At 73.9% G+C, this 18,782-nt stretch carries 16 protein-coding genes and 1 pseudogene; 8 read left to right on the top strand and 9 right to left on the bottom strand.

Features of this window, described 5'->3' with window-relative positions; translation table 11 throughout:
• Positions 1-66: 66 nt before the first annotated feature.
• The 3 genes from ACO1BR_RS18310 to ACO1BR_RS18320 all read right to left on the bottom strand — a co-directional run bounded on the left by ACO1BR_RS18310 (position 67) and on the right by ACO1BR_RS18320 (position 1,925).
• A complete protein-coding gene (locus ACO1BR_RS18310) occupies positions 67-270 on the bottom strand; it encodes a hypothetical protein (protein ID WP_426796128.1) in 204 nt (67 codons plus the stop codon).
• A gap of 158 nt (positions 271-428) precedes the next feature.
• A complete protein-coding gene (locus ACO1BR_RS18315) occupies positions 429-908 on the bottom strand; it encodes an indole-3-glycerol phosphate synthase (protein WP_426796129.1) in 480 nt (159 codons plus the stop codon).
• 156 nt (positions 909-1,064) lie between these two features.
• Positions 1,065-1,925 carry a pyrimidine reductase family protein gene (locus ACO1BR_RS18320; RefSeq protein ID WP_426796130.1) on the bottom strand — a complete coding sequence of 287 codons (861 nt, stop codon included), beginning with the start codon at positions 1,923-1,925 and terminating at the stop codon, positions 1,065-1,067.
• 67 nt (positions 1,926-1,992) lie between these two features.
• On the opposite strand from ACO1BR_RS18320, the gene zapE reads away from it, so the two are divergent.
• Positions 1,993-3,123 (top strand): cell division protein ZapE, encoded by a 1,131-nt coding sequence (gene zapE, locus ACO1BR_RS18325; RefSeq protein ID WP_426796131.1) that lies wholly within the window; start codon positions 1,993-1,995, stop codon positions 3,121-3,123.
• Between the two features lie 221 nt (positions 3,124-3,344).
• On the opposite strand, the gene ACO1BR_RS18330 is transcribed toward zapE, so the two are convergent.
• The 3 genes from ACO1BR_RS18330 to ACO1BR_RS18340 all read right to left on the bottom strand — a co-directional run bounded on the left by ACO1BR_RS18330 (position 3,345) and on the right by ACO1BR_RS18340 (position 5,492).
• On the bottom strand, positions 3,345-3,677 hold the full coding sequence (locus ACO1BR_RS18330) for a hypothetical protein (RefSeq protein ID WP_426796181.1): 333 nt from the start codon (positions 3,675-3,677) through the stop codon (positions 3,345-3,347).
• 205 nt (positions 3,678-3,882) lie between these two features.
• Complete coding sequence (locus ACO1BR_RS18335) at positions 3,883-4,551, bottom strand: ABC transporter (protein WP_426796132.1); 669 nt, start codon at positions 4,549-4,551, stop codon at positions 3,883-3,885.
• Positions 4,548-5,492, bottom strand: coding sequence for an ABC transporter ATP-binding protein (locus ACO1BR_RS18340; protein WP_426796173.1), 945 nt, complete (start codon positions 5,490-5,492; stop codon positions 4,548-4,550). The genes ACO1BR_RS18335 and ACO1BR_RS18340 overlap by 4 nt, the downstream gene beginning before the upstream one ends.
• Before the next feature lie 393 nt (positions 5,493-5,885).
• On the opposite strand from ACO1BR_RS18340, the gene ACO1BR_RS18345 reads away from it, so the two are divergent.
• The 5 genes and pseudogenes from ACO1BR_RS18345 (at position 5,886) to ACO1BR_RS18365 (ending at position 11,882) form a co-directional block, all read left to right on the top strand.
• Positions 5,886-6,131, top strand: coding sequence for a helix-turn-helix transcriptional regulator (locus ACO1BR_RS18345; RefSeq protein WP_426796133.1), 246 nt, complete (start codon positions 5,886-5,888; stop codon positions 6,129-6,131).
• Complete coding sequence (locus tag ACO1BR_RS18350) at positions 6,128-6,688, top strand: hypothetical protein (RefSeq protein WP_426796134.1); 561 nt, start codon at positions 6,128-6,130, stop codon at positions 6,686-6,688. Before ACO1BR_RS18345 ends, ACO1BR_RS18350 begins: the two co-directional genes overlap by 4 nt.
• A 715-nt stretch (positions 6,689-7,403) precedes the next feature.
• A complete protein-coding gene (locus ACO1BR_RS18355; protein WP_426796174.1) occupies positions 7,404-8,087 on the top strand; it encodes a peptidyl-tRNA hydrolase in 684 nt (227 codons plus the stop codon).
• Between the two features lie 181 nt (positions 8,088-8,268).
• Positions 8,269-9,784, top strand: a pseudogene (locus ACO1BR_RS18360) (DUF692 domain-containing protein).
• 394 nt (positions 9,785-10,178) lie between these two features.
• Positions 10,179-11,882 (top strand): alpha/beta hydrolase, encoded by a 1,704-nt coding sequence (locus ACO1BR_RS18365; protein WP_426796135.1) that lies wholly within the window; start codon positions 10,179-10,181, stop codon positions 11,880-11,882.
• A 98-nt stretch (positions 11,883-11,980) separates the two neighbouring features.
• Here ACO1BR_RS18365 and hemQ read toward each other — a convergent pair whose 3' ends face one another.
• Both hemQ and hemG read right to left on the bottom strand, forming a co-directional pair.
• The gene (gene hemQ / locus ACO1BR_RS18370) at positions 11,981-12,715 is read right to left on the bottom strand and encodes a hydrogen peroxide-dependent heme synthase (protein ID WP_159507577.1); all 735 of its coding nucleotides are present in this window, start codon (positions 12,713-12,715) and stop codon (positions 11,981-11,983) included.
• Positions 12,716-12,717: 2 nt separating this feature from the next.
• Positions 12,718-14,178 carry a protoporphyrinogen oxidase gene (gene hemG, locus ACO1BR_RS18375; RefSeq protein WP_426796136.1) on the bottom strand — a complete coding sequence of 487 codons (1,461 nt, stop codon included), beginning with the start codon at positions 14,176-14,178 and terminating at the stop codon, positions 12,718-12,720.
• 406 nt (positions 14,179-14,584) lie between these two features.
• Between hemG and ACO1BR_RS18380 the strand changes: the two genes are divergently transcribed.
• Together ACO1BR_RS18380 and ACO1BR_RS18385 are read left to right on the top strand one after the other, a co-directional pair.
• Positions 14,585-15,781: a thiolase family protein gene (locus ACO1BR_RS18380; protein WP_426796137.1), complete on the top strand. Its 1,197-nt coding sequence runs from the start codon at positions 14,585-14,587 to the stop codon at positions 15,779-15,781.
• Between the two features lie 153 nt (positions 15,782-15,934).
• Positions 15,935-17,395 carry an aldehyde dehydrogenase family protein gene (locus ACO1BR_RS18385; RefSeq protein WP_426796138.1) on the top strand — a complete coding sequence of 487 codons (1,461 nt, stop codon included), beginning with the start codon at positions 15,935-15,937 and terminating at the stop codon, positions 17,393-17,395.
• Positions 17,396-17,578: 183 nt separating this feature from the next.
• On the opposite strand, the gene hemE is transcribed toward ACO1BR_RS18385, so the two are convergent.
• Entirely contained in the window at positions 17,579-18,625 is a 1,047-nt protein-coding gene (gene hemE / locus ACO1BR_RS18390) for a uroporphyrinogen decarboxylase (RefSeq protein ID WP_426796175.1), read from the bottom strand.
• Positions 18,626-18,782: the final 157 nt, after the last annotated feature.

Below are 18,782 nucleotides of genomic sequence, written 5' to 3' on the forward strand. Positions count from 1 at the left end.
CCGACCGGGTCGTGTCCGGTGGGCCGGGGCCGGAAAGGTCCTGGGGCCTGTCCGGTGGCTGAGGCCCTAGTCGTCGCGGTGCGAGAAGGTGGGGAACAGGCCGGGCTCGCCGGACGCCCGGCCCTTGTGCGGCCGGTCCGCCGCGGACTTCGGCTTCTCGTTCTCCGCGGCGGCCGTGCGCCCCGCCTCCTCGCCGCGCTCCGCGCCCTCGTCACCGTCCCGCTCGCGTCCGCGCTCCCGGTCCGGGTTCGGCTCCCGCTGCTCCGCCATGGCGATCCCTCGTCTCGTTCCGGCTTTCCTCAGATGGCGCTTTCTGACCAGGAACGCACCGATTCGGGCCATCGGCGCGCTCCAAGCAATCCATTTGAGTGAGCGGCTGACGCGAGGTTGACGAGCGGGTCGCGGCGGGCGCGGCGCTCCCAGGGGGCTCAGGCGCCGCCGTCCGCCTCCGGCTGGTCGTCGGCCGCGTGCGAGAAGAGTTTCAGGACCGGGACGCCCACCTTGTGCCGGGCGCGGGAGGCCCAGTCGCGGTGGAAGAACTCCTCGACGAAGTGCGGGGCGGTCAGCACGATCACCTCGTCCGCGCCGGTCTCGTCGACGACGGATTTCAGCAGGTCCAGCGGGTGGTCCTGGACCACCTGCCCCAGGGCCTCCGCGCCGGCGGCGCGCAGCTGGGCCAGGGTGTGTGCCAGTGCGCGCTCGGCGGGGACCTCGGCGTTGGCGCCGCCCGGCTCCGCGCCTTCGCGGACCGCGTCCTCGAACTCCCCCAGGGCGACATCGTCGATCGCCCGCAACAGGACGTCCTGTTTGCCGCGCGGCTGCATGAGGACCACGAAAGAGACCTGGTCATCGCCGTGCAGTGTGGTCACAAACTCGACGTCGGTGGGCGTCAGAGGCTTCTCGATCATCAATACGCTCGTGAACACGACGGACGCCCTTCTTCTCTCCCGGGCGCCGCATGGCACGGAGCCCACAGAAACCATCCTGCCCCGTCGCCACACGGGACCTGTCGGCTTTTAGTGTGCCCAGCCGACGCTAAGCGGAACAGGCAATTCCGCTGTTTGTCAGGACCGACGGTAACGGGTGAACAGGAACCCGGCCTCCTCCAGCATGGACGCCAGAACGAACCGCCCGGGAACCGCCACCGCGGGACCGTCCATGATCCGCGGGGCGTCGCCCACCGCCACCACCGGGGCCAGCGACAGGCACATCTCGTCCAGCGCCCCGGCCGCGGCGAACTGCCCGAGGAGCCGCGGCCCGCCCTCCGTCAGCAGCCGGGTGTGCCCCCGCTCGGCCAGCACCCCGGTCACCCGTTCCGGGTCCACACCCGTCCCCTCTCCCGCGAACAGCACCTCGACGCCCGCGGCACGGGCCGCGCGTACCCGGTCCTCCGGGGCGCCGGCGCCGGTCAGCACGAGGGTGGGCACCAGTGGCTCGGTGAACAGCGGCAGCGCGAAGTCCAGCCCGAGGCCGGCGGTCACCACCGCGATCGCCGGGGCCGGTCCCTGGCCCGCGGCCGCCCGCCGCGCGGCGAAGGCCTCCCGGGCGCGGGCGGGCCGGTAGCCCTCCTGCCGGACCGTTTCCGCACCCACCACCACCGCGTCCGCCAGGCTCCGCAGCACTCCGAAGATCCGCATGTCCGCGGCCCCGGAGAGCGGCTGCGAACGCCCCTCGTGATGGGCCGCACCGTCCAGGGAGGACACCATGTTCGCGCGCAGCCACCCGGCCCGGCCGGACCGCACCGGATCGTCCGCCTCCGGATACGCGTAGGCATCCGCCAGCTCGTCCAGCGTCCACTCGCGGTCGACCGTCCAGTCACGGACAATGCCCGGCTCGGGGGGCGATGGCGGCACCGCCTCCGCGAGGGCGTCGCCGGCCTCACAGGCCGGTGCGGGCAGGGAGGGGAGGGGGAACAGGCGTCGCATGGCCGCAGTGTGACATGCCTCGCTCACCGGTCCGGGCGGTCCCGCACAGCGACTAGGCTGGACAGCCGTGTCACCTTCCCAGCCCTCGTCCTCCCCGCAGCCCTCCCCGATAGCCGGCACCCCGGCCAACGGGGACACTGCCGCGGCCCCCGCCGCGCTCACCGCCCGCGCACCGCAGGTACCGGCCGACCGCCTGGTGGCCGAGATGGTGCCGCCGCCGCGCTTCCAGGGCGCCCGCTTCGACACCTACATACCGGACCCGAACCAGGCCAGCCAGGCCGAGGCCGTCCGGACGCTGAGCGCCTTCGCCGCGAGCATCGAGTGCGGCGCGACCGCGATCGGCGGCGGAAGGCGCCGCTGGTTCTCCAGGAGCCCCAAGAAGCCCGCCGCCCCCCAGGGCCCGCGCGGCGTCTATCTGGACGGCGGCTACGGCGTCGGCAAGACCCACCTGCTCGCCTCCTTGTGGCACGCGACCACCGCGGCCCCCGAGCTCAAGGCGTTCGGCACCTTCGTGGAGCTGACGAACCTGGTCGGCGCGCTCGGCTTCCAGCAGACCATACGGACCCTCAGCGGCCACCGGCTGCTGTGCATCGACGAGTTCGAGCTCGACGACCCGGGCGACACGGTGCTGGTCTCCACCCTCCTCGGCAAGCTCGTGGACGCCGGCGTCGCCCTCGCCGCCACCTCCAACACCCTGCCGGGCAAGCTCGGCGAGGGCCGGTTCGCGGCGGCGGACTTCCTGCGCGAGATCCAGGGGCTGTCGGCCCACTTCCGCCCGCTGCGCATCGACGGCGAGGACTACCGCCACCGCGGCCTGCCCGAGGCACCCGCCCCGTACGACGACGAGACGGTGACCCGCGCGGCGCACCGCACCCCCGGCGCCTCGCTCGACGACTTCCCCGCCCTCCTGGAGCATCTGTCCAAGGTGCACCCCAGCCGCTACGGCGCGATGTGCGACGGCATCACGGCGGTCTGCCTGACCGACGTCCAGGCGGTGCCGGACCAGTCCACCGCGCTGCGCCTGGTGGTCCTGGCGGACCGGCTCTACGACCGGGAGGTGCCGGTGCTGGCCTCCGGCAAGCCCTTCGACGAGCTGTTCAGCGACGAGATGCTGCGCGGCGGCTACCGGAAGAAGTACTTCCGCGCCATCTCCCGCCTGACGGCACTGGCCCGGGACGCCGGGACGTTGGTGCCGTAACGGGCGACGCCCCATTCCCCTTTCCCGCGTGCGGAGTTGGCAGGGCGTTCGGAGTTGACGGGACAGGGCGCGGCGCCGGGCGCGCTGCGGCTCGGCCCCGTCGGCCGCCCTGGCACCGGGCGCCTCGGCCTCACGGGGCGCCGACGGCCGGATCGGGTGCGCTGACCGGTCGGAGACGACGGCCGGATCAGAGACGACGGCCGAATCGGAGGCTGTCCGCACTAGCCAGAGCAGGCCGAGCGCTGGGCCTCCTGCCATTCGCAGACCGGGCACAGGACGATGCCGGGGCGGGAGACCGGGTGTTCGGTCGGCCGACGGCACTGCACGCACTCGGCGAAGGACTGCACGCGGTCCGCGGCGGGCGGGCCGACGGAGCTCCCCCGCACGGCCGCGGGCTCGGCCTCCGGGCGCGCATCGGCATAGCAGCCGCCCTCGGAGGGCGCGGCGGCCCCCGCCCGTCCCGCCGCGGCGCCCGGGACGCCGGGGGACTCCACGCCGGCTGAGGTGCTGGGAGCGCTGTCCCGCTGATCCTGGTGCTCGTCGGTGCCCGGCATGGGGCGAGCCTACGCCGCCGGGCGGAACGCTTGCCCCGCGGCGGCGTGCGGGGCGACCGTGACGGACCGCAGAGGCACTCCGGACAGGCCGGGACCGGGCCCTGCCCGGCCGGGCCCTGCCCTCACCTTCCCTGCCGGGGCCTCTGCGCGCGGGCCGTGTCCGACGGCCGGGGCGGAGGCTGCGCCGGCCCCCTGAGGCGGAGGGTCAACCGCGGCGCGCACTCAGGGCGCAGGCCGCGGCGGTGGCACCGGCCGCCCCCAGGAGGGCGGCGGCGAACGGCAGCCAGGGGGCACTGATCGTGCCGTGCTCGGAACCGCTGATCATGCCCGTCAGCGCGGCGTTGGCGGGCGAGCCGCTCAGGACGAGGAGCAGCAGGGCGAAGACCAGCCCGACGGGGACGCCCCAGCCGGGGCGGCGGAGCACCGGCCAGTTGCACAGCGCACCGGTCGCGACGCCCGGCAGCAGGCAGGACAGCGCGGTGAGCAGCCCCGCGCCGGTCGCGGGCAGGACCGGAACGGCGACCTGGTGATCGCTGGAGTGCGGGTCGGACAGCAGGGCGACAAACGCCGTACCGAGGAGCCCGAGGAGCAGCGCGGCACCGATCGCGGTCAGCACGCAGGCGAGGTGCACCCGGCCCGGCGTGGTGGCCGCCGCGGCGCAATTGCGGGCGGCCGGCGGCTCGTTGGTGACGCAGACCCGGGTGAGCCAGACGGCGACCGGCAGCAGACCGGCGGCGGCGAAGCCGTACGCGTCCAGGATCGGGCCGCCGGTCTGGACCCCGATGGCCAGGAACGCCGCGTAGACGATGACCGGCGGCAACCAGCGGTGCGAGCGGATGAGCAGGGCCGCCTGATAGCGGAGCAGTGCGGTCATGAGAGGGGAGCCTCGTAAGGGGTGTCCTGGAGAGTGGCCTGCTGGGCGGCCCGGGAGGTGTCGTCCGGGGGTTGGTGGGCGGTGCCCTGGGTCGGCGCGGTGGCGGTGACCGCGCGGATGTGCCAGGGGGGTTGGGCGGTGAGCAGGGCGCGCAGCAGCGCGTCGGAGTGGGCGGCCGGGACCGTCAACCGGGTCGTACCACCGGGGCCGGGGACGATGTCCGGCGCCCCGGGCAGGGGCCCGGCGCTCCCCGGGACGCTTCCCGGCGGCCCCTCCGCCTCGATGACGACCCGCGGGCCCACCGGGGCCGCCCGCCGCTCCTCCGCACCGTCTTCCCCGGGCAGCAACAGCCCGTCCGCGACGCGGTGTACGGAATCCGCGGCGCCCGCCAGCCGGCGCGGATCGTGATCGACGAAGACGACGGTGCCGCCGCCGGCGACCCGCTCGGCGACCACGCGGTCGAGAAGCCCGCGCGCGGCCCGGTCCAGGCCGGTCCACGCCTCGTCCAGGACGAGGAGTTCGGGCTCGACGAGCAGCGCCTGGGCGACCGCGACCTTCTGACTCGTCCCCTTGGACAGCTCGGCCAGCGGCGTATGCGCGTGCCCGGCCGCGCCGAACCGTTCGAGCCACTCGGCGGCACGGCGGGCGGCCTGCGGGGTGCGCAGGCCATGGACGCGGCCGAGGTGGGTGAGGTAGCCGGCGGCCGTGAACGGCAGCGCCGCCGGGAACCGTTCGGGAACGTAGGCGGTACGCGGGCGTCCCGTGATCCGTCCGGCGGTGGGCCGGTCGATACCGGCGAGCAGCCGCAGCAGCGTGGACTTACCGCTCCCGTTGGTCCCCTCGATGCGCAGCAACGCACCTACGGGAACGTCGAGTTGCACATCACGCAACACCCATGGTTCCCGCATCCCGTAACGCCGCCCGACCCCGTCCAGCCTCATCCGCTGCGACACCGCTTCCCCTCCCCCGTCCTCATGGCCACGGCGACATATCAGGCCGTGGGACCGCTGCGACGCCCGCTGGTCTGTGGTGGCTCGTGCCGGCCGGTAGCGCGTTCTCGGCACGACGGTCCCACCGGCGGGCGCTCCGGTCTCCTTACGCCGTCGACGGTAGTCGGACCCGTCAACCGCCGCCTCGCCGGGGGCGATCGCGGCCGCTCGGGAGTGGGTGGGGCTGGGTTGGGGGTTGGGGGTTGGGTTACGAGTTCCCCTATGCGTGGTGATCCCTCCCTTCCCCCAGCAGTCCCACCCGCCGCGGACCACCCCGCATTCCAGAACCGGGGCTCTTACTCACATGCGTTGCGCATCTCTAACGAGATGTAGTACTCCTTATACATGAGTGAGCAGGTGCACAATAGACTGGCGATGGTCCGGGCAGACCGCAAAGTGTCCCGCGCCCGTCTGGCCGAGGCCGTCGGTGCCCACTACCAGACCATCGGCTACATCGAGCGCGGCGAGTACAACCCGAGCCTCGATCTGGCATTGAAGATCGCCAAGTTCTTCGAGCTGCCGGTCGAGGCGCTGTTCTCCTTGGAGCCGTTCCGGTCGCTCACTGACGAGGTTTACGGGAGGAAGTCATGACCGCACGACAGACCGCAGCACCCACGCGCTATGACCGGCGCATGCTCGCCATCATGAACAACCCGGCCGGCAGGCCCTATTACGCCACGAGCGCCCGCCGCCGCACCGTCGTCGCCGCGCATATCGCGCTGACGGCAGGGCTGTTGACCACGCAGATCGGCGGCGCCGCGGCGCACCAGCCGTGGCTGATGCTGGCTGGAGTGCTCGTCGTGCTGCCGCTGTGGTGCATAGCGACGGGCATCATCAACGGCTCCACCCGCGGACTGCTGGAACTGCGCGCCCGCGTCCTCGACGAGCGTCAACTCGCCGAGCGGCAGCGGGTCCACGCCCTCGCCCACCGTATCTCCGTCGCCATGCTCTTCGGCGCGGTCCTCGCCGTCGGCGCGCTGCACTGGGTGGGCAGCACGATCCCCGCGGGTGCGCTGCCGGCCGTACTGGTCGTCGCCCTGGTGACGTTCTGGCTGATGCCGCTATGGACGGCCGGTCTGACTGCCCGGAACGAGGTGGCCGACGACGCTCTCGACGAGGCCGCCGACCGGTTTGCCACCGGCCACTAGGGTCTGTGTGACGTCGTGATCAATCTTCGGCTTCCGTCCTCGGACGGGGACGGAACCTGGTAGGACGCTGGGCGTGACGCGCAGGCAACTCACTGATGAGGAGGGGAAGTTCATCGAGCCCCGGCGGCTTCGTGCATCCCCTGACGCCAGACGCCGACGCTGCCGCCACCCTCTTCCCACTGCTTGACGAATTCCTGGAAGTACGCGACAGGCGCGACGGTCCCCTAAAGATCTATGGCGCCTACCAGACGTGGTGGAACGCCCAGAGCTGGTATCACCCAGAACCGCCTCCTCCGGACCAGATCCGCTGAGACTCCGGCCGGTATTCACGCCTGCGGGACCAGATCATCTGAGACAACCGCCCTCTCGGCGTCTCAACCCATCTGGCCGCCGCAGGTCACAGCCTTGATCACGGACCAGATCCCATGTGACGGGACACCCCGTTGTCAGTGCCCGCTGGCACACTGAGCGAGTGACCACCAGTACCGAGACCGCCGGGCAGGCCGGCGACAGCTCCAGCAGCCCGTTCGGCAGCCCGTCCGGGCCTGCCGAGACCCACCACGCCGAGCCGAGCCGCGCCCCGACCGATCGCCCCGTGGCCGACCACCCCGCGCCCCACCGCACCGAGACCACCCACCCCGACGCCAGCTACCCCAACACCGATCGCCACGAGGCCGCTCGCCATGAGGCCCGGCCCGGCGAGGACGACCGGTGTGTGCGGGACGAGGCGGGCGCGGAGGAGGCACCGCAGTTCGTGCTGCCGCTCGTGGTGCGACGAGAGCGGGCCGCACCGCCCGCGCGTACGGACGCGCTGGAGACGGCGGCGCGGGCGGTGCTGGTGCTGCTGTCCGACGAGCGGGCCGCCGGGGAGGGCGAGTGGGCCCAGGCGGTGCGGGACTGGGAGGACTCCCGGATCCGGAAGGTCGTACGGCGGGCCCGAGGCGCGGAGTGGCGGCGTGCCGAGGCGCTGCCGGGCATCACCGTCACCGGCCGCGATGCCGAGGTGCGGGTCTTCCCGCCGGTGCCGCTGGACGGCTGGCCGAAGGATCTGGCACGGCTCCAGGTTTCGGGGACCGAACTCGACGATCCGGAGCCGGGCGGGGAGCCGGCCGCCGGGGAGCCGGTGCTGTGGCTCAATCCCGGGCTGGAGATGTCGGCGGGCAAGGCAATGGCCCAGGCGGGGCACGGCGCCCAGGTGGCGTGGTGGACGCTGCCCGAGGCGGGGCGTGCCGCCTGGCGGGAGGCGGGATTCCCGCTGGCCGTACGGGTCGCCGAGCCCGCGGCATGGGAGGCGCTCACCCGGAGCGGGCTGCCCGTGGTGCGGGATGCCGGGTACACGGAGATCGCGCCGGGCTCGTGCACGGTCGTCGCGGACCATCCGGCACTTCGGGGGTCCTGACCGTCGCCGGTGCGCTGACCGGTCGACGCCCGTCGAGCGGGCAACCGACCCACCCGGCAATCGCCCCGCCCCGAAGCTCAAATCAAGCTCTGAAGCACACGGGTGCATGATTAGCCCGCTTTGGCGAGGTCATGAGTACTCCGACCACGGAGCAGGACAAGAGGGGTACGAGGGGGGAGCAATGGAGCGGCTTGGTACGGGCATCGGCTGGCGGCCGGAGATCGCCGCGGAGATCGCCGCGCTGCCCGGCGTGGACTGGGTCGAGGTGGTGGCCGAGAACGTCTGCCCCGGTCATCTGCCGTCCGCCTTGCGGCAGTTGCGCGAGCGCGGCACGACCGTCGTACCGCACGGGGTCTCGCTCGGCCTCGGCGGCGCCGACCGTCCGGACGCCGGGCGGCTGGCCGCGCTGGCCGAACGCGCCACGGCCCTGGGTTCCCCGCTGGTCACCGAGCACATCGCGTTCGTCCGTGCCGGCGGCCCGCTGACCGCGTCCCCGGTCGTGGAGGCCGGGCATCTGCTGCCGGTGCCGCGCACCCGCGACGCGCTCGATGTGCTCTGCGAGAACGTCCGGATCGCCCAGGACGCGCTCCCGGTGCCGCTGGCGCTGGAGAACATCGCCACGCTCGTCAACTGGCCCGGCGAGGAGATGACCGAGGGCCGGTTCCTGTCCGAACTCGTCGAGCGGACCGGCGTACGGCTGCTCATCGACGTCGCCAACCTCCATACGAACCACGTCAACCGGGGCGAGGACCCGGCCGCGACCCTCGACGGGCTTCCGGTCGAGGCCATCGCGTACGTGCACGTCGCGGGCGGTGTCGAGCGCGACGGGGTGTGGCACGACAGCCACGCCCACCCGGTCACCCGGCCGGTGCTGGACGTGCTCGCCGAGCTCTGCGCCCGGATCGCCCCGCCCGGTGTACTGCTGGAGCGCGACGACGACTTCCCCGAGGGCGGCGAGCTGGCCGGTGAACTCGACGCGATCCGCGCGGTGGTGAAGGGAGGCGTCCGTCATGCGCAGGCGGCTTGAGCCGGTACGGGGGAGCGAGGACGCGGTACGGGAGGACCAGGCCCCGGGACGGGCCGGCGAAGGCACCGCCCCGGTGGACGAGAGGGATGAGAGGGTCGCGAGAACCGCGCGGGCCGCTCGGGAAGCCAGGGACAGCAAAGGCGCCGCCCAGGGCGGCGACGAGGCGGTCCCCGCGGCGCCGTCCTCGGGTGCGACCGGCCCGCAGCCGTCGCCCGGTGCCGGCGGGGCCGAGCGGCGCCCGGCCTCCTCCACCGACGCCGCGCGGGAGCGGCTGGCGCTGGCGCAGACCGCGCTGCTGTCGGCACTGGTGGCGGGGACGCCCGCGCCGGAGGGCTTCGACCGCGGCCGGCTGCGGGTGCAGAGCCGGGCGCTGACAGCCAAGCGAGCCGCGGTCGTCGCCAAGGTTGCCCCCGAACTCCCGGAGATCCTCGGCGACGCCTACCGTCCCGCCTTCCTCGGCTACGCCCGGTACCGCCCCCTGCACGGCGGCTACCGCCAGGACGCGCTGGACTTCGCGGCGTACCTGCTGGCCCAGGGCCGCCCCGAAGACCCGGCCGCGCGGCGGCAGTTGACGCGCTGGTGGCGCGAGCGCGCGAGCTCGCGGCCGCCGTCCGCACGACCGGTGGCCCGGCTCGCGCGCGCCGTGCGGCGTGCGCTGCACCGGCGTTGAGGACCGCCCCGTCCCGCCGCCCTTCGCCGCGCGGGTCCGTTCGCCACATGGGTCCACACATGGGTCCACACATGGGTCCACACGGGGGTCCATTCGCCGCGTAGGTTCGCGCCGGTCTCGCGTTGCCCGGCGCGGTACGTACGGGCATCCGGAACGCGGTCCACCGGGTGCCGGGCCGCCTCCCGGACCTGCTGGTCGTGCGCACGGCGCCGGCCGGTCTTGCGCACACTGCTCCACTCTTCCGGGGCATAGCGTCCGACACCGGAGCGTGGTGCTTTACTTCGTCACCATCTGGCCCAACTATCCCTTTTGTATGCACACCGTGCGGCCTAGCGCAACGAACCCCTCCGGGAGCCCCGCACGGCGCGCCACGCACCATACGAAGGGACGGCTCGTGAGAGCACTTGCGTTGTACGGCGCCCTCGGGTCGCTGGTCCTGACCCCCCTCACCACCGCACCGGCGGGTGGTGCGGTCCGGGACCCCGCCGCGCCGCCCGCCCCCGTCCACCCGATCTCCTTCGGCCGGTGCGCGGCGGTGGAGCGTCTGCCGGCCGCGGTCGAGTGCGGCACCCTCGCCGTGCCCCTCGATTACGCGCGCCCCAACGGCAGGAAGATCCGGCTCACCGTCAGCCGGGCCCGGGCCACCGCGCCCGGCGAGCGGCAGGGCGCGCTGGTCTTCAACCCCGGCGGGCCCGGCGCGTCCAGCATGCAGTTCCCGCTCTACGGTGGGCTGCCCACCTGGCGGCAGACCGCCCGCTCCTATGACTTCGTCGGCTACGCACCGCGCGGGGTGGGGCGTTCGGCGCCGCTGTCCTGCCAGGACCCCAAGGAGTTCACCAAGGCGCCGACGGACAGCCCGAAGTATCCCAGTGACGCCTTCAAGCGCCAGAAGGTGGCGGAGGCGAAGGCGTATGCGCGCGGCTGTGCGCAGCGGGCCGGTGCCGACCTGCCGTACTACAACTCCCTGAACAACGCCCGCGACCTGGACATGCTGCGGGCCGCGCTCGGCGAGCGGAAGCTGACGTTCATGGGCGCGTCCTACGGGACGTACTTCGGGGCGGTCTACGCGACGCTCTTCCCGGGCCATGTCCGCCGGATGATCTTCGACAGCATCGTCAACCCGCAGCCGCAGCAGATCTGGTACCGCAACAACCTCGACCAGAGCGTCGCCTTCGAGAGCCGCTGGAGCGACTGGCTGCGCTGGGTCGCCAAGCACAACGACACCTACCACCTGGGCACGAGCAAGGCGGCCGTCCAGCGCGCGTACGACACCGCCGTCGAGAAGCTGCGCCGCAAGCCGGTCAACGGCAAGATCGGGCCGGCGCAGTTGCAGGCCGCGTTCCTCAAGACCGGCTACAACGACCTCTTCTGGCCGATGCGCGCCCACGCGCTGTCGAAGTACCTGCACGGCGACGCCAAGCAGCTGATCGCCCAGGCCATGCCCTCGGGCGACGGCAAGGACGAGGAGAACTCCAACGCGGTCTACACGGCGGTCGAGTGCAACGACGCGGCTTGGCCGCGCAACTGGAGCACCTGGGACCGGGACAACACCCGGATCGCCCAGACCGCGCCGTTCGAGACCTGGGACAACGTCTGGATGAACCTGCCCTGCGCGTTCTGGCCGGACCGGGCGCGGTCGGCCCAGGCGGGCGTCGACGACGCGGTGCGCGGCACGGCCGACCGCGCGGCCCACGGCACGCTGGACGCCGGGGAGCTGACGGACGCCTCGCTGCAGGCCGCGGCCGACCTGGACGACACGCTGCACGGCCGGCGCCGTCCGCTCGACATCCGGACCGAGCCCGGCGCGCTGCCCCCGGTGCTGCTGCTGGCGGCCGAGCGGGACGCGGCCACGCCGTACCCGGGCGCGCTGGAGCTGCAGCGGCGGCTGCCGGGCTCCTCGCTGGTCACCGAGCGGCGGGCGGGCACCCACGGCATCGCGCTCGGCGGCAACGCCTGTGTGAACGCCTACGTCGAGGCGTATCTGGTGCGCGGCAGGGTCCCCGGGCACCGGGTGTACTGCGGCCCGCGCGCCGAGCCGGTGCCGGGCCAGCAGCTCCAGCGGGCGCGGCAGCTGGTGCAGCAGGCGCAGGGCAAGTAGCGGCCGAGAACCCTCGGCGCACCACGCACGACGCACGGGCCGTCCCCGAGGGGGCGGCCCGTGGCGCTGGGTGCCGGCGGGTCGGACCGGCCGGCGGGTCAGGCCAGGCCCGCGACCAGCTCGGCGACCGGCTTCCGGCGGCCCGTGTAGAACGGGATCTCCTCGCGGACGTGCATCCGGGCCTCGGAGCCGCGCAGGTGGCGCATCAGGTCGACGATGCGGTACAGCTCGTCGGCCTCGAAGGCCAGCACCCACTCGTAGTCGCCGAGCGAGAACGACGGCACGGTGTTGGCGCGGACGTCCGGGAAGCCGCGGGCCATCTTGCCGTGGTCGGCGAGCATCCGGCGGCGGTCCTCGTCGGGGAGCAGGTACCACTCGTAGGAGCGCACGAAGGGGTAGACGCTCACGTAGGCGCGGGGCTCCTCGTCGGCGAGGAAGGCCGGGATGTGCGACTTGTTGAACTCGGCGGGGCGGTGCAGCGCCATGTTCGACCACACCGGCTCCAGGGCGCGGCCCAGACGGGTCCGGCGGAAGAGGTTGTACGCCTCCTGGAGGGCGTCCGAGCTCTCCGAGTGCCACCAGATCATGAGGTCGGCGTCGGCGCGCAGGCCGGACACGTCGTACGTGCCGCGGACCACCACGTCCTTGGCGGCGAGCTGGGCGAACAGCTCCTCGACCTCGTCGGCGTAGCCGCCGCGGTCCTCGGGGAGGACGTCGCGCAGCTTGAAGACCGACCAGAGGGTGTAGCGGATGACCTCGTTGAGGTCCTTGGCCTTCTTGCCGGCGTTGGGGATCTTTTCGGGGGCGGTGGAAGCGTCTGTCATGTGGTCCATTCTCACTCGCCTGTGGCGGGGCCCGCCGCCAGGGTCCCGAGGATCTCGTCGGCGGCGCGTCGCGCCGAGCCGATGCAGGCCGGGATGCCGACGCCGTCGTAGAGCGCGCCACACACCCGCAGCGGGCCGGGCGCGCCGGCGACCGCGGCGCGGATCCGGTCCACCCGGTCGACGTGCCCGACGGCGTACTGCGGCAGCCCGCCGTCCCAGCGGGTGACCGTGGTAGCCACCGGCCGGGCGGCCAGGCCGACGGCCGCGCCGAGGTCGGCGAGCGAGAGCTCGACCAGCTCGGCGTCGTCCCGCTTGAGGTCGGCGTCGTCGCCGTACCTGCCGAGGGAGGTGCGCAGCACGAAGAGGTCCGGGTCGGCTCGGGCGATCCAGTCCCATTTGTGGCTGGCGAAGGTCGACGCCTTGATGCGGTGGCCGTCGACGGGCGGTACGAGGAAGCCGCTGCCGCTGGGCACGGTGCCCAGGTCGGAGCGGCGGAAGGCCATGGTGACCAGCGCCATCGAGGCGTAGTCGACGGCTTCCAGCTCGTCGGCCGCGGCCGGGCAGCCGGCGCGGAGCAGTCGCGCGGCGGCGCCCGCGGGCGCCGCCATGATCACCGCGTCCGCCGCGATCCGCCGGTCGCCGGCCGCGATCCGCCAGCCGTCCGCGGCGGTGTGGCGCAGCTCCCGCACCTCCGTACGGAGCAGGATCTCGCCGCCGGCGCGGCCCACCGCGTCGGCGACGGCGCCCGGCAGGGTCCCGATGCCGCCGTCGATGCCCATGAAGAGGGGGCCGCCGGCGGCCGGGCCGCCCGGGGGCACGAGGGCCGCGGCGCGCGCCTGGATGGCGCGTACCCCCTCGATCAGCGAGCGCTCGGTGCGGGCCGCCTCGAAGAGCTGCGGGACGGCGGCGCGCATCGAGATGCGGTACGCGTCGCCCGCGTACACGCCGCCGAGCAGCGGCTCGACGAGCCGGTCGACGACCTCCCGGCCGAGCCGTGCCGCGACGTACTCGCCGACCGCGACGTCCGTCCCGGCCTCGGTGCGCGCCAGCGTCGCGTCCTCGGCGATCCGCGCCATGCCCTCCGGGGAGATCACACCGGAGGCGGCGAGCGGCGCCAGGTCGCCGGGGACGCCCATGACGTGACCCTTGGGCATCGGGCGCAGCGCCCCGCGGGTCCACAGCGACGCGGTGGCGGTGCCGGGCGGCTGGAGGCGCTCGCCGAGCCCGACGGCCCGCGCCAGTTCGACCGCCTCCGGCCGCCTGGCCAGCATCGACTCGGCTCCGAGGTCGACCGGTACGCCCGCGATCTCGCCGGCGAGCAGCTTGCCGCCGAGCCGGCCCGACGCCTCCAGGAGCGTCACCCGGGCGCCGCCCTCCAGCAGGCGGTGCGCGGCGGTCAGCCCCGCGATGCCCCCGCCGATGACCACGACATGACCGGGCGCCCGGCCCCTGCTGGTGTGCGCTGCGCTCATGCCTCCACTCTCTCAGAGTCCCCTCCGGGCCCGGACCGTGACCTCGTCGAGACGCCCGGACGGCACTCCGCTTCGGGTGCCTGCCGTCGAACCGGCGCTCAGATCAAGCCAGTTGGCACAGCCGGTCGGAATCAGAAGGGAAGGCGTCATGTGGGGATCGCGGGGGCAGCGGGGGACGGGCGCCCGGCACCGGCGGCCCGGACGGCCGGGTACCGGAGGGACCCGGCGGCGATGCGCCCGGCGGACCGGGCCGGGGCGGCGGGCCCGGTACCTCCGGGGAAGGTGGCCGAGCCTCCCGTTGACAGCGGGCGGTGCCGGGCAAAGACTCGGGGCGGCGAGCGGCGATCTTTCGTACCGCCCGCCGGCCGCCGAGCCGGGACCGCGAGTGCAGCGAGGACAGAACCTGATGACCGACCCACGCGTACGGGATGTCTACATCGTCGATGCGGTCCGCACCCCCGTGGGCAAATTCGGCGGCGCGCTGGCCCCGGTCCGCCCCGACGACCTCGCGGCCCACGTGGTGCGCGCCCTGGTGGACCGCACCCCGCGGCTCGATCCGGCACGGATCGACGATGTGTACTTCGGCGACGCGAACGGCGCGGGCGAGGACAACCGCAATGTGGCGCGGATGGCCGTACTGCTGGCGGGACTGCCGGTGACGGTGCCCGGGGTGACCGTCAACCGGCTGTGCGGTTCCGGCCTGGAGGCGGTCATCCAGGCCGCCCGCGCCATCGCGCACGGCGACGCGCAGATCGCGGTGGCGGGCGGGGTGGAGTCGATGAGCCGGGCGCCCTACGTGCTGCGCAAACCGGAACGGGCCTTCCCCGCGGGCCATCAGGAGCTGTTCTCCTCGACGCTGGGCTGGCGGATGGTCAATCCGCGGATGGCGCCGGAGTGGACGGTGGCGCTGGGCGAGGGCGCCGAGCTGATCGCCGAGAAGCACGGCATCAGCCGCGAGCAGCAGGACGTGTTCGCGCTGGCCAGCCATCAGAAGGCGGTACGGGCCTGGCAGGCCGGCGCGTACGACGCGGAGGTGGTGCCGCTGCCGGACGTGGCGCTGGCCCGGGACGAGACGGTGCGGGAGAACTCCTCGTTGGAGTCGCTGTCCAAGCTGAAGCCGGTGTTCCGTTCCGACGGCGGCACGGTGACCGCCGGGAACTCCTCGCCGCTGAACGACGGCGCGGCGGCACTGCTGCTGGTCGGTGAGGAGGGGTTGCGGGCCACCGGGCGGGAGCCGCTGGCCCGTATCCGGGCGAGCGCGGTGACCGGTGTCGAGCCGCAGCTGTTCGGGCTCGGCCCCGTCGAGGCGGTACGGCGGGCGCTCGGCCGGGCCGGGCGCGGCTTCGGTGATCTGGCGACGTTCGAGCTCAACGAGGCGTTCGCGGCCCAGGCGTTGGGCTGCCTCGGCGAGTGGCCCGAACTGGACCCCTCGGTGGTGAATCCGCGCGGCGGCGCGATCGCCATCGGCCACCCGCTGGGGGCGTCCGGTGCCCGGCTCGCGGGCGCGGTGGCCCATCAGCTGGCCGCCGCGGGCTCGGGCACCGGGCTGGCCGCGCTGTGCATCGGCGTGGGGCAGGGGCTCGCGCTGGTGCTGGAGCGCTAGGAACCGTCCGATGGGTGGGGGCGGCTGCGCGGGGTCGCCGCGGGCCGGTGGGCCCGTCCCGGGGGCGCGGGCGGCCCTCGTGGGGCACTCCGACCGCCGTGGGGCACACTCGTTCAGCTATCAACTGTCGCCCGTCTCCCGGAGGTTGACGCGATGCCCCTGCTCGATGCCAAGGACTGGCTCTCCCTGCGAGGCGGCGCGGCCGAGGCGGTGGAGCCCGCGACGGGCGAGGTCCTGGGCGCCCTGACGCTCGCCGCCGGTCCGGACGTCGAGGAGGCCACGGCCATGGCCGCCGGCGCGCAGCGCGACTGGGCCCGCAGACCGTACGCGGAACGGGCCGCGGTGCTGCGCCGCGCCGGCGACCTGATCCACCGGCACGCGGCGGAGATCGGCGAGTGGATCGTCCGGGAGGCCGGCAGCATCCAGGGCAAGGCCGACTTCGAGATCCGCACCGCGGCCGAGGAGTGCTACGAGGCCGCCGCGCTCGCCCACCGCCCGCTCGGCCAGGTGCTGCCCTCCGGGGCGCCCCGGCTCTCGTACACCACGCGGGTGCCGGCCGGGGTCGTCGGCGTGATCGCGCCGTTCAACGCCCCGCTGATCCTCGCCACCCGCTCCGTGGCGCCCGCCCTGGCCCTCGGCAACGCCGTGGCCCTCAAGCCCGATCCGCGCACCGCGGTCTGCGGCGGGCAGGTGCTCGCCGCGGTGTTCGCCGAGGCCGGTCTCCCCGAGGGGCTGCTGCACGTCCTCCCCGGCGGTGCGGACACCGGGCGGGCGCTCGTCGAGGACCCGCGGGTGAGGGTCGTCTCGTTCACCGGCTCGACCGCCGCGGGCCGCAGCGTCGGCGCCCTCGCCGCGCAGCACCTCAAGCGCGCCCATCTGGAACTGGGCGGCAACAGCGCCTTCCTGGTCCTGGAGGACGCCGATCTGGACGCCGCGATGTCCACCGCTGCCTGGGCGTCGTTCTTCCACCAGGGCCAGGTGTGCATGACGGCCGGGCGGCACCTCGTCCACGCCTCGCTCTACGACGCGTACGTCGAGCGGCTGGCGGCGAAGGCGGACGCGCTGGCCGTCGGCGACCCGTTCCGCGAGCAGGTCCACCTCGGCCCGGTGATCGACCGCGGACAGCTCGACAAGATCGACGCGCTGGTCCGCGAGAGCGCCGCGTCCGGAGTGCGGATCGCGGCCGGCGGCACCCACCGCGAACTCTTCTACCGCCCGACGGTCCTCGCCGACGCGGACCCCGGCGCGGGCGGCGGGCCGGGGTCGGTGGGCGCCTGCCCCGCCTACACCCAGGAGGTCTTCGGCCCGGTGGCCCCGGTCCGCGCCTTCCGCACCCTCGACGAGGCGGTGGCGCTGGCCAACGAGTCCTCCTACGGGCTCGCCCTGGGCATCGTCACCCGCGACGCGGCCCGCGCGCTGGACCTCGCCGACCGCATCCCGACCGGCCTGGTCCACATCAACGACCAGACCGTCAACGACGAGCCGGTCGCGGCCTTCGGCGGGCTGGCCGACTCCGGCACCGGCTCCCGCTTCGGCGGTGAGGCCAACCTCGACGCGTTCACCGAGACCCGCTGGACCACGGTGCGCGCCACGCCCGCCGGGTACCCGTTCTGAGCGCGCGGCCCCTCCGGACACACCGGGACAGGCGGTGGTGGCCGGCGCCGCGCCGTGACGTGGCGGCACCACTCGCCGTCGACCGCCGGCAGGCGCGACGAAGGCGGCGGTGCGGGCGGCTGGGGGCACCGCCCAGCGTTGGCTGGGGGAGGGCCTGACCCCGCCGCCCGCGGTGCGGTCCGGTCAGCGCGCGGTCTGCGCGTGGACGTACTCGACGAGCCGGGTCAGCGCCTCCGGGTCGGTGTTCGGCAGCACGCCGTGGCCCAGGTTGAAGACATGGCCCTCCAGGCTCGCCGCCGCGTCCAGCACCTCGCGGGCCTTGGTCTCGACGGCCTCGCGCGGGGCGAAGAGGACGGCCGGGTCGAGGTTGCCCTGGAGCGCCCTGCCGGGGCCGACCCGGCGGGCCGCCTCGTCCAGCGGGACCCGCCAGTCGACGCCGACCACGTCGGCGCCCGCCTCGCCCAGCAGGCCGAGGAGTTCGCCGGTGCCGACGCCGAAGTGGATCCTGGGGACGCCGTAGGAGGCGACCGCGTCGAAGACCTTGCGGGAGGCGGGCATGACGGAGCGCCGGTAGTCGGCGGGGGCGAGCGCGCCGACCCAGGAGTCGAAGAGCTGCACGGCGCTCGCGCCGGCCTCGATCTGGACCTTCAGGAACGCCGCGGTGATGTCCGCGAGCCGGTCGAGCAGGTCGGCCCACAACTGCGGGTCGCCGTACATCAGGGCCTTGGTGTGCTCGTGGTTGCGGGACGGGCCGCCCTCGACGAGGTAGCTGGCGAGCGTGAACGGCGCGCCCGCGAAGCCGATCAGGGGGGTGCCGCCCAGTTCGCGGGTGAGCATCCCGATGGCCTCGGTGACGTACGGGACGTCGCCTGGCTCCAGGGCGCGCAGCCGCTCCAGATCGGCGCGGGTGCGGATCGGGTTCTCGACGACCGGGCCGATGCCGGGCTTGATGTCGAGGTCGACGCCGATGGCCTTGAGGGGGACGACGATGTCGCTGAAGTAGATGGCGGCGTCGACACCGTGCCGGCGCACGGGCTGGAGCGTGATCTCGGTGACGAGCTCCGGCTGCATGCAGGAGTCGAGCATCGCGGTGCCCTCACGGACCTTGCGGTACTCCGGCAGCGAGCGCCCGGCCTGGCGCATGAACCACACCGGCGTGTGCGGCACCGGCTCGCGCCGGCACGCCTTGAGGAATGCCGAGTCGTACGTTGCGGTCTGCTGCTGGCCCACAGTTGGGGTCTCCCCTGCTCGATCGGAGTTGAGAGCTTGGGGAATGTCGTTGGCGCTCACGACCCGAATCTTCGCATGCACCCGTCGACACCTCCGAACGGGCGACGCGCGCATCGGGTGTCCTCCGCGTATGAGCGCCGTCTTCCGCCTAATCTTC

The organism is Streptomyces sp. YGL11-2 (genome assembly GCF_050054615.1).
In the GTDB taxonomy this organism is placed as follows: domain Bacteria; phylum Actinomycetota; class Actinomycetes; order Streptomycetales; family Streptomycetaceae; genus Streptomyces.